General features: G+C 65.8%; 12 protein-coding genes and 1 tRNA gene. 4 read left to right on the top strand and 9 right to left on the bottom strand.

Annotated elements, in window-relative coordinates; all coding sequences use genetic code 11:
• Positions 1-152: 152 nt before the first annotated feature.
• Both A5709_RS02690 and A5709_RS27150 read left to right on the top strand, forming a co-directional pair.
• Positions 153-545 carry a heme-binding protein gene (locus A5709_RS02690; protein WP_067950608.1) on the top strand — a complete coding sequence of 131 codons (393 nt, stop codon included), beginning with the start codon at positions 153-155 and terminating at the stop codon, positions 543-545.
• 55 nt (positions 546-600) lie between these two features.
• Positions 601-897: a hypothetical protein gene (locus tag A5709_RS27150; RefSeq protein ID WP_082953340.1), complete on the top strand. Its 297-nt coding sequence runs from the start codon at positions 601-603 to the stop codon at positions 895-897.
• 11 nt (positions 898-908) lie between these two features.
• Here the strand turns inward: A5709_RS27150 and A5709_RS02685 are convergent, their stop codons facing one another.
• Positions 909-1823, bottom strand: coding sequence for a YgcG family protein (locus A5709_RS02685; protein WP_068117788.1), 915 nt, complete (start codon positions 1821-1823; stop codon positions 909-911).
• Between the two features lie 114 nt (positions 1824-1937).
• On the opposite strand from A5709_RS02685, the gene A5709_RS02680 reads away from it, so the two are divergent.
• Positions 1938-2008, top strand: a tRNA-Cys gene (locus A5709_RS02680).
• Here the strand turns inward: A5709_RS02680 and A5709_RS02675 are convergent.
• From A5709_RS02675 to A5709_RS27880, 8 genes are all read right to left on the bottom strand, one after another.
• Positions 2000-2386 carry a YchJ family protein gene (locus tag A5709_RS02675; RefSeq protein WP_068010416.1) on the bottom strand — a complete coding sequence of 129 codons (387 nt, stop codon included), beginning with the start codon at positions 2384-2386 and terminating at the stop codon, positions 2000-2002. The genes A5709_RS02680 and A5709_RS02675 overlap by 9 nt on opposite strands.
• A gap of 26 nt (positions 2387-2412) precedes the next feature.
• On the bottom strand, positions 2413-3150 hold the full coding sequence (locus tag A5709_RS02670; protein ID WP_068010414.1) for a hypothetical protein: 738 nt from the start codon (positions 3148-3150) through the stop codon (positions 2413-2415).
• The gene (locus tag A5709_RS02665; RefSeq protein ID WP_068010413.1) at positions 3147-4070 is read right to left on the bottom strand and encodes a hypothetical protein; all 924 of its coding nucleotides are present in this window, start codon (positions 4068-4070) and stop codon (positions 3147-3149) included. The genes A5709_RS02670 and A5709_RS02665 overlap by 4 nt, the downstream gene beginning before the upstream one ends.
• Positions 4067-5044 (bottom strand): hypothetical protein, encoded by a 978-nt coding sequence (locus tag A5709_RS02660; protein WP_068117784.1) that lies wholly within the window; start codon positions 5042-5044, stop codon positions 4067-4069. The genes A5709_RS02665 and A5709_RS02660 overlap by 4 nt, the downstream gene beginning before the upstream one ends.
• On the bottom strand, positions 5035-5508 hold the full coding sequence (locus tag A5709_RS02655; protein WP_068117782.1) for a hypothetical protein: 474 nt from the start codon (positions 5506-5508) through the stop codon (positions 5035-5037). The genes A5709_RS02660 and A5709_RS02655 overlap by 10 nt, the downstream gene beginning before the upstream one ends.
• Positions 5498-6364, bottom strand: a complete 867-nt coding sequence (locus A5709_RS02650) for a DUF58 domain-containing protein (RefSeq protein WP_068117777.1) — start codon at positions 6362-6364, stop codon at positions 5498-5500. The genes A5709_RS02655 and A5709_RS02650 overlap by 11 nt, the downstream gene beginning before the upstream one ends.
• 7 nt (positions 6365-6371) lie before the next feature.
• Positions 6372-7373, bottom strand: a complete 1002-nt coding sequence (locus A5709_RS02645; protein WP_068117774.1) for a MoxR family ATPase — start codon at positions 7371-7373, stop codon at positions 6372-6374.
• A gap of 115 nt (positions 7374-7488) precedes the next feature.
• Positions 7489-7641 carry a hypothetical protein gene (locus tag A5709_RS27880; RefSeq protein ID WP_156745034.1) on the bottom strand — a complete coding sequence of 51 codons (153 nt, stop codon included), beginning with the start codon at positions 7639-7641 and terminating at the stop codon, positions 7489-7491.
• A 1108-nt stretch (positions 7642-8749) separates the two neighbouring features.
• Here A5709_RS27880 and A5709_RS02640 point away from each other — a divergent pair.
• On the top strand, positions 8750-9130 hold the full coding sequence (locus tag A5709_RS02640; protein ID WP_067950591.1) for a DUF3060 domain-containing protein: 381 nt from the start codon (positions 8750-8752) through the stop codon (positions 9128-9130).
• Positions 9131-9913 lie beyond the last annotated feature (783 nt).

Raw genomic sequence — 9913 nt, 5'->3', positions numbered from 1 at the left:
CCGCAACGAAGTTCGGGACGATCAGCATCACCATCGCGTTGTGACGGTTGGCCGTTGCAATAGTGACTTTCGGCCCGAGTAACGAACCCCCGCCGGTGTCCAGAGTGAATACCATGCCAACCGCCGGTAATAGCCGCATAAAGGAGCCAGCTATGTTCTTCGCGCATCTGATCCCGCGTCGGCTACTAGTCGGGGCCGTCGGTACTGGCGCGGTCACCGGCACGCTTCTATGTGCCACCGCGGCAACCGCTGCCGCTGACCCCCCGCCCCGGCCCCCCAACTGCACGGCAGCGGACGTAGCCGGCGTCGCGGCGGGTGTCGCGGCGGCGCTCTCGAGCTACCTGTTCACCCATCCGGACCTGAACGGGTTCTACACCGACCTTCAGGATCGGCCCAAAGATCAGATCCGCGACGACGTGCAGCAGTATTTCGGCGCCAATCCGGAGGAGCAGGCCGATCTGGAGAACATCCGCCAGCCGATGGTTGACGTCAGGCAGCGTTGCCAGTGGACGCCGCTGCTCGGACAGGGCGGCGCAACCCCTTGAGCGATCGGGACAGGAACACCCGAACTTGCCACCGGTCAGAGTTAAGGAGATCCGGATGAACTCGTGGGTGCGGTCATGGACCGCGGGGGGCATAGCGGTATTGGCGCTCACGGCAATTCCTGAGCTGTATGCCGTCGTACAGCCTTCCGGTGTGGCTAACGCGGACGTCTGCGCAAGCGTCGGCAACCGCGTCTCAGTGAGCGGGTGCACCAACGTCGCCGATACGATCAACGCCAACGTCCCGCCGCCGGGCGCGTATGCGCCACTGCCGCAGGACTTTCCGCCCCCGCCGCCACCGGTGAACGTCTGTGTCGGAGCCGGCCGGCGAATTCACGTAAGCGGATGCTTCTGAAGCGGCAGTCGCTACACCGATCGCCGCGCAGTTCCGCTACCCCGACCTCGCCCCGTGCGGTGCGCTGCTAGCACGTCAGCGTTAGCCAACGATTGGGCCTGAGCTGCCAGCGTCGATGCCCGGTTGGCGTGGGCGATGGCTTCCGAGTCGTTTGTTGCCTGCTTGCCGTGCGCCGCCGCCAAATGCCGCTTCGCGTCTTCGAACCTGGATTGAGCCTCGGCGCCGACGCTCTCGCGATGCCTGGCGACGTAATCGGAGATCTGGCGCACCCTGCCGTCCGCGGTGGAAATCGCCTGCCCCGACGAAGGGCCACGCCCGTCGATGTAGCCATCGGTCGGCTCGACCCGACGGCGGTGGCGCGCGCGGTAGAGCAGGAAAGCCACCACGACGATCACCGCGAAGACAATGACGCCGATCGCAATCGGCACCCAGATCGGCGTCCCGGGCTTGGGCGAGCTTGCCGACTTGTTCAACCCGTCGGCCGCGGCGACCGCCGCACCGCTCCAGTCTTTAGCGGCCAGCGCCGGCTCAATTTGTTTGGATCGCAGACCGATCAACTCGGCCGGTGTGAGCCCCTGCACCTGCGGCGGCACCGTGAACGCGTACAGCTTGGTGTTCGTTGCTACGGCCAGCAGCGCGTCATGGTCGCCCATCCGAGTCTCGCTGCGGGTCCGGTCGGCCCAGTTGTCGGGCTTGAACCTGGAGAAGTTGTCGACGTAAACCACCCACAGTTGGATGTGCCGATCGCGGTAAAGCCGGTCGATTGCCGAGCTGACCGCTGCCCGGCCGGAATCCGTCAATACCCCGTTGCTGTCAGTGATGTGATCCGTGAGCTTGGACGGCGGTTGCGCGCCGGCGGGACTTGCAGACAGCAGCCCCGCCATGAGCATCGTCAGGATCACACCGACCAGGCGAACTACCCGCATACGGGTAATTTAGCCGTCATTCGCGGAAAGGCGGACACCTGCAGCTCGCAGAAATGATCGGGCCGAGGAAAACACTGGGCCGTAGGGGCTCGCGCTGGCATGGTGGCGTTTCGTGCGGGTGTGGCTGAGCGGCTAGGCAGCGGCCTGCAAAGCCGTATACACGGGTTCGAGTCCCGTCACTCGCTCTGCGCCACGGCGTCGAGGTAGAACCATCGGCCGGCGCGGCGCTCGAAGCGACTGCGTTCGTGCAGGCTGCCCGCGCGGCCCGCGGACTCGAACCGGGCCGTGAATTCCACCTCCCCGTGATCGTCGTCCGGGCCACCCGCGACGGTGTCGATCACGTTCAGGCCAATCCAGGTGGTGCCCGGGTCAATCGTCACGTCGGCCGGACGCGTGCGCGGGTGCCATGTGCGGTAGAGGTAGGCGGCGTCTCCGTAGGCGAATGCCGAATACCGCGACCGCATCAATTCCTCGGCCGACCGGGCCTGCGACTCGCCGTGATGGAATGGCCCGCAACAGGCGAGATAGCGTTTGGCACTGCCGCACGGACACGGTTCGTTCATGTCAAGAGCCTGACAGAGCTTTACGGTTACTCCCCCATCGGCGCCGCACCGGCGGCGTCCTGCAGGATCTGCTGCAACTTGTCGAGCGGATCGCCTCCCGCGGGATCAAGCCGCCGTGGTGGGATCTCCCGGCCGTCGGGTGCGACGGTGGGCAGCGGCGGCGGTGGGGGTGGTGCCGCTGGCGGTGGGAGCGGTGGCGGTGGGGGGGTTGCCGGCGGCGGAGCATTGAGCGCAGTTCGTTTGGCCGCCAACCGGTTCGCGGCGTCGTCCCGGATGGTCCGCCGTTGGGGATCCGGATCGCTATTGCCGACAAAGCAGCCTTGCGGTGCCTGGTCTATGACCGACAGCGCGCTCGCATAGCGTTCCTCGGCGCGCGCCCGATCCCCCGCCGTCGCGGAACGGTCGCCCTCGGTCTCGCGCACCAGTTCGAGGTTGACACGCACCGGGCAGGAGCCGTGGGTGTCCGTGCGAGCAAGCGCTTCGGAGAAGTTAGTGTCGGCATCGTCGAGCCGGCCGTCAAGCACGGCGGCGGTGCCCGCAGCGAACGGCGCCTTCGCAGGTTCCACCACGTTGACCACTCCGAGGATCGCCGCATCGGCTCGCACGGTGTTCCCGTCGCCGTTCGCGAAGGCGTGGGTCGCCGAATTGCCGGCCACCACAACGGAGAACAGCTTGACGGCAATCAGCAGCGCTATGGCGGCGGCCGGGGCCGAGTAGATCAGCAGCCGCCGTCGCAGCCGCAGCCGTGCCGGTTTCGAGGTCACGATGTCAGATCCCGCCGGGCGATACGGCCACGCCGGAATTCGCGAACCGATAGGTAGATCTCGGCGAGCAGCAGCCCCGCGGCGAGCAGCGCAGGCAGCCAGTACAGCTCGGTCCGTCCACCGACCTCCACCCGGAAATCCGGCGCGCGGGGCAAGTCCGGCCGAAACGACTGCCCCGGGTCCCGATGTACGTATGGCACGTCGAGTTGTGCTGCGATTCTTCGCAATTCGACCTCATTGATCGCGTCGGTACGGCCGTAGCCCAGCACCGCTCCGCCGGTCACCGCGCTCTGCGCGAGGCTGAAGTCGCCCTGGGGTACACGCGATCCGGGCGCACCGGAGCCGAAGTAGAGCACCACATTTCGCGATCCCGGATACTGCTGCGCCGCCTGGATCAACTGGTACCGCAGCACGTTGTCCGCCGAGGCACCGTTCAGGTCGGGACGCGCGTTTTCGGAGCCGAGTGCGGCGACGGTCGGGCGCAGGCTCCAGACGTCCTCGGACAGCGGCCAGTCCAGCGAGGCGCGCGACGCGAAGCCGACGAGCGCGTACCGTGCCTCCGGATACTCCTTGATCACCGCGCCGATGTCGTCGCGCATCCCTGCGATCCGTGGTTCACCGGCGCCGTAGTCGTGGACGCCCGAGTCGGCCGACCGATCGACGACGAGGAACACGTTGAGGTTAGCGCCGGGCGCTCGCGTTGCTTCGCGGCGATTAGCGTCGCTGCGAAGCCCGGGGCGGGTGGTGGCGGCGATAAGCAGCAGCACCGCGAACGTCACGCCGGTCCACCGCAGCGCCGCGCGGCCACGCCGGCGCCCCGCCGACAGGAGCACCTGGCGCAGCGCCACCAGTCGCGCCAGGAGTAGCGCGCCGGCGACGACCGCGAAGATCGCCCAGGGCAGCAAGGGATCGAACGTCATCGGCGTAACACCAATAGGGCCACCGACAGCACGGCCGCCGACAACAACGCGATTACCAGCGGTACCGCCGGCTCATCCCGGACGTCCGCGGCCACGACGGTGCCGTCGGCCAGGCGTGCGGGTGGGGCATGTGCACGAATTTCGTTGACTGCCTTGATCACCGATCCGCGTCCAGGTGCGAGGTACCGACCGCCGGTCCGCTCGACGAGGGCGACCAGCGATGAGCGGGCGGACGAGGGGGCCGTGTCGATGACATTGAGTTGTGTTCCCGCGCGCTGGACCACGTCCCGCACACCGGCGTCGGTGAACAGTCCGGCACGCGAGTCCCCGGCGGCACGGAGATCCGAGGGGCCGAGATAGATCACTGACCGCCGATGCGTGCCGCCCTCCTCGACGGGAGGGAATCCCGACATACAGAGCGCCAGAACGTCGTTCACGCTCGTCGCATAGTCCGTATAGGGCACCGCGGGGGCGAACGACGCGGGCTGCGCCGCATGTGCGCCGGTGTACTCGCCGAATCGCGCCGCGGCGTACTGATGATCGCGCGTCAGCGGCACCAGACGGCGGTTGACCGAGGTCAAGCCGATGCGCTGGCGCGGCGGAGACGTGCCGGCTTGGCGCGTGAAGTAGTCGAGCAGTTCAGCCGTCGCCGGATCGGTCACCGACTGCCCGACACACAGCATGATGTCCTCGGGGTGAGCGGCGTCGAAATCGTTGCTGGGCACGGCCGGGCGGGCCGCCGCCCACGAGGCGGCGCCGAACATGGCCGTCAGCACCACCAAAGTGACAATCGTTGACAGTGATCGCAGCCGGGCCACCTTCGCGTACTCGGGCAATCGGGTCAGCCGTGCGACGTTGGCCAGCGGGCGAAGTCGCCGACGGGCGGCCGTCATGGGCAGCCATATCGCCAACGCCACCACCGCGGCGAAGCAGGCCAGTCCAATGGCCCCTACCGGCCACCACTTCAGGTCCACGAGCGGATCAACTCCCGCGCACGGGCACTCACGTCGGCGACGTTGACGCGCGCCTCAGCATTGAACTGCCCGTCACCGAGCCGCGTCAGCAGCGGCGCGACAGCCGCCAGGTTCGCATCGGCCAGCGCCCCGACGTGTAAATACTGCGCCAGGGCACCTGTCGCTTGATGGAGAAAGCTGCGCACTGTTCGGCTGATCGCCGAACACGCCGCGGGTGCCGAAATCCTTCCGGCATCGTGCTCGTCGGCGATGTCCTGCACGCGGCGGGCGAAGCGGTTACGGATCAGCCAGGCGTGCGCTCGCCGCAGAACGGGGATGCGCCGCAGTTGGTGCGATGGGAGCGTCCACACGAAAAGCGCCGCATACCAGGTGATTATGGCAAGCATCAACAGCAGGCCGAGCCACAGCCACCACGACGAGTAGGGCTGCGGACCGAATACATGGCGCAGCAGATCATCCGGCACGGGCGGCCACCTCGGTCAGGCGAACGAGTTCGCGCCGGATGTGATCGCTGCCCGCGATGGTCGCGTGGGGAATCGCGTGACCGGTGAGGAACGCGTCGAGGCGGTTCCGACGGGACTGCTCGGCACGGCGATAAGCAGTGACGACCCGCGGGCCGAGGTCGGCTCCATTGAGGACGAAACGACCGGTGGCGACGTCGTATCCGTCGGCGTTGTCGGGACCCACCGCCGGCATGTCCGACACCATCGCCCACATCATGTCGTGGCGTCCGCCCAGTCTGGCGAGCACCGCGCCGAGTCTGTCGTCGACCTCAGGCTCATCGGATACCACGATGATCAGCATGGTGTGCCGGTAATGCGTCGCCACGTAGTCAAGTTGGGTTGTGACGTCACTGTGGCCGGGGTTGGTCGTAGTGTGCTGGTACCAGCGGTGCAGTAGTCCCTCGATGTGTGCCTCGCCCCGCCGCTGCGCAATGTTCACACTGCCGCGACGGTCGCCGTAGACCATGCCGATCTGATCCGAGCGCCGGAGACCGATCAACCCCACCGCGCCCATGATGTGCGCGGCTACGTCGCGTTTGACCTCCCCACTCGGGGCGAGCGCGGACATGTTGCGACCCGCATCGGCGACGAGCAGAATCTTGTGGTGCTTCTCGGAGACGAACCGCTTGATGAGCACGCTGCCCGATCGCGCAGAGGCCTTCCAGTCGATGTCCCGGACGTCGTCGCCGGGCACGTACGGGCGCAGGTCGTCGAATTCCATGCTGCGCGTATGCAATAACGCATAGCGGCCGCCTTCGAGCATGCCGCGGGTGTCGGTGCCGAAGTGCGCCTTGGCACGGTTGAGGTGCTTACCCAAGACGACCTCAGGGGACGCGGACGGCCCGCAGCGCGGCGTCGATGACGACCTCGGGGGTGATATCGGCGCTGGCCGCTTCGAATCCAAGGATGAGCCGGTGCCGCAGCACCCGGTGCGCGAGCTTCGCGATGTCCTCGGGCAATACGTGCGCACGCCCGGACAGCACGGCCTGCGCCCGGGCCGCCTTGCAGAACGCGATCGTGGCGCGGGGGCTGGCGCCGTATTCGACCAGACGCGCGAGCTGCTTGGGCAGCGCCCGCGCGGGATGACGGGTCACGTCGACCAGCTGGCTGGCATAGAGCATCAGCGCGCGGTCCATGTGGACGTGGCGGACCACGTCCTGGACGCGGAGCACGTCATCGAGAGTGGCCACCGGCGACGCGGGCCGTCCCTTGTCGTAGATGCCGGCGTCGATCCGCGACATCACTTCCACCTCCTCCTGCGGGGAGGGGTAGCGCACGATCTCCTTGAGCAGGAAGCGGTCGGTCTGCGCCTCGGAGAGCGGATAAGTGCCTTCCTGGTCGACGGGGTTCTGGGTGGCGACGACCAGAAACGGGTCCGCGAGCGGGTGCACCTGCCCGGCGATCGTGGTCTGACGCTCCTCCATCGCCTCGAGCATGGCGCTCTGCGTCTTCGCGCTGGACCGGTTGATCTCGTCGAGCAGCACGATGTTGGCGTGCACCGGACCTAGTTGGGTGACGAAGGAGTTGGTTGCCGAGTCATAAATCTGTGTGCCGATGATGTCGCTGGGCAGCAGGTCGGGCGTGCATTGGATGCGTTGAAAGCGGCCGTGAATCGACTCGGCGAGCACCTTGGCTGCGGTGGTCTTGGCCAGGCCCGGCACGCTTTCCAACAGGATGTGACCGCCCGCCAACAGGCCGATGAGTAGCGACTCGCGCAAGTCGTGCTGCCCGACGATCTTGGCCGCGAAGGCCGAGGAGATGGCGTCAACGATCCCCCGGACGTCGTCGATTTCGTGCTGATCCGGTTGTGTCCTGGCTGTAGTCATACGCCCGGGGGGATACCCCGGTCCCGAATTCCCACACGTGGGGCCGACCTCGTGCGACGCGACTGCTCCCGAGCCCTTGCCTGGAAACGACGATGGGAACTACTTTCGGACACGGTCAATTGCCGATGGGTGGCCGGGGTTCGCCGGCCACGGGAGGAAACGGGCCCTCGCCCTCCTCGGGCACCACCGGCTCAGGGTCCCGCTTGGGCTTGGACTGAGAGTCGTCGGCGGCGTCGTTGGGCGCTTCATCCTCATGGCGTCGGCTCATTCAACCCAATCTATGACTTGCGCCGCCTGCGTGGCTCGGCACCGGCAGGGTCTGGCGGCAGAAGCGGGGGTTCGCGTGTCCTCATCGCAGGACCGATAGATTTCCGTCGAATTGAGGACGTCCGGACACAGGTCCGTTATGGCGAAATGAACGAGGGTGCCGACTCGCTCTCGCGAACCTATGCATTTGTGGCTTGCGTCAATCTCTGCGCTCCATCTCGGGCCAATCCATTAAGTCTTCAAGGCCTACCCCCAAGGCAAGGACGAGAAGACGCTCGTCGTTGTCCGAGACCAGCAGCTTGGGGCCGTCCGCGGCCGTACCGCATGCCAGATAGCCAATCGGAATCATCAGCGTGTAGTTATCCCGGAATCCAGGAATGGGACCGGACCAATAGCACCGTAGGAGTTTGCTATCGGCGGGGAATCCATGAAATGGTCGCATCTCGAAATTTTTGGTCGGTCCGGCAACTGGCGAGACTGGACGCGTGCCATCTCCCTCTCGGCCCTCGGTTCGCACTGGATGGCAACTGTCGGGGCGGCAGCCTCTCGACAGCATCCCATCAGGCCCCAGGTCGCGTCGAAAAGCATTTGAGCTGCCATGATAGCGGAACCTGGTGAGGGCCGTTATGAACAATCTGCCAACCATGCTGCCCCGCCTTGCAAACTCGGATGTGCGGCTAGTTCGCAGGCGACTTGGGCGTCTCGAACAAGAGGGATTCGCCCCGATCCGGCGAGGACTTTACCCGAGAGAATATGAGGTGAGGATCAATTGAGTTTGCTGACAGGGCTGTAACCGAGGATCGATACTGCACGCATAGCTTCGAGCACGTCGCCCTCGACACCCGGGAGGCAAATCCGCAAGGTGTAATTACCGAACGGAAGACGATCCCAAATGATGGACGGAACACTCCTCAATGCGTGGTCCGTGTCCGAGGCCCGGGTGGAGTGGCGCTTTCTCGGTCATAACGCGACGGAAGTCCCGCAGGACATGGGCCCTAAGACCCTACTCCCGTAGTCGTGCACATTGGTCGGATGAAAAAGAGTTGTCGCATAACTCAATCCAAATCGCTGGAAGAAACACGTCATTATCGAGTTCCGAGGAGGACCTCATGTCAAACAGTTTGAGCACCAAGATCATTGCGTCGGTCGGCCTTGCGCTCCTTGGCGCTGCCACGACCAACGCCATCGCCGCGGCCAATCCGCTCCCGTCCCCGCCCCCGTTGGCGGGCCCTATCAACAGCGTCGACGGATGGGGTGGTGACAAGACCGTGGCCTGCGACAACGGCACGTTGTACGTCAGCGGCGGCAACCATGTAGTCACCGTCACCGGGAACTGCGACGTACTGAACGTTTCCGGGGTCGGCCACAAGGTCACCGTCGACTCGGCCAACTCCATCATGGTGTCCGGCAATTCGAACGACATCACGTACCACTCCGGCACACCGGCGGTCAACAACACCGGCAACCAGAACGTCGTGCACCAGGGCTGAGTCCCCATCTTCGGCCGGGCCCCGCCCGCGAATGTGACGTCGGGCGGGCCCGGATCGGATGACGCGCTCCGTTCGCCCTGAGTGTGGGAGTCACCCATCACCGGTGCAGTCGCGACGAAGCACCGGCCCCCTCGTCGCCATCGAACGTCAGATCCTTCCTCGGCGCCTGAAACGTGCTGTGAGACAGCGCTTGCCAGCGCGGGCTCGGCTCTGATTACTACGCCCGACGCATTCCCGAGCGCTGGAACCACTGCGCGCCTTATCGCGTCGTCTGCGGTGTGGACGCGAGAGCCGCGAAGCAGGAGGGCAGCGGGGCCGGCAACAGCTCGCTTCCGGGACTTTCGCCACTAGCCGGTGGCACCCGGCTGCGATTAACTGCGAACACGCAACTCACCACGCTGCGCATACGGCTACGACAAAGGCAGACTGATGAAGAGAGCAATATTGGGGGTGTCTGCGGCAGCGGTCATAGCACTCGTACCAATCTCTGTTCCCGTAGCACCGGCACGCGTCGGCGATCCCTGTGTCGACATCACCGATCCCGCTGCCCACCAGGCGTGCATCGACAATTACATGCGCGAGATCTACAGACGCGAACTCGGCCAGTGCGAGGCAAGCCCAAATCACGGACAAATAGGCCAGGTCTGTGGCTAACCGCCTCGGCACTACCCCCAGCAGCCGCAAATTCGGTAGGGCGGGCGGGGCTCGAACCCGCGACCAACGGATTATGAGTCCTTAGCCAGCGTTGCGGCGACCAGCGCAGACGGGTGTGCTCAGGGCCAT

It is taken from the genome of Mycobacterium sp. E1386 (assembly GCF_001672745.1).
Lineage (GTDB): Bacteria > Actinomycetota > Actinomycetes > Mycobacteriales > Mycobacteriaceae > Mycobacterium.
This window is presented reverse-complemented; position numbering and strand designations above follow the sequence as displayed.

Bases quoted from the DNA above. Each gene is read 5' to 3' on its own strand.
- A5709_RS02690 (WP_067950608.1), top strand. From the start codon at position 153: ATGTTCTTCGCGCATCTGATCCCGCGTCGGCTACTAGTCGGGGCCGTC.
- A5709_RS27150 (WP_082953340.1), top strand. From the start codon at position 601: ATGAACTCGTGGGTGCGGTCATGGACCGCGGGGGGCATAGCGGTATTG.
- A5709_RS02685 (WP_068117788.1), bottom strand. From the start codon at position 1,823: ATGCGGGTAGTTCGCCTGGTCGGTGTGATCCTGACGATGCTCATGGCG.
- A5709_RS02675 (WP_068010416.1), bottom strand. From the start codon at position 2,386: ATGAACGAACCGTGTCCGTGCGGCAGTGCCAAACGCTATCTCGCCTGT.
- A5709_RS02665 (WP_068010413.1), bottom strand. From the start codon at position 4,070: ATGACGTTCGATCCCTTGCTGCCCTGGGCGATCTTCGCGGTCGTCGCC.
- A5709_RS02645 (WP_068117774.1), bottom strand. From the start codon at position 7,373: ATGACTACAGCCAGGACACAACCGGATCAGCACGAAATCGACGACGTC.
- A5709_RS27880 (WP_156745034.1), bottom strand. From the start codon at position 7,641: ATGAGCCGACGCCATGAGGATGAAGCGCCCAACGACGCCGCCGACGAC.
- A5709_RS02640 (WP_067950591.1), top strand. From the start codon at position 8,750: ATGTCAAACAGTTTGAGCACCAAGATCATTGCGTCGGTCGGCCTTGCG.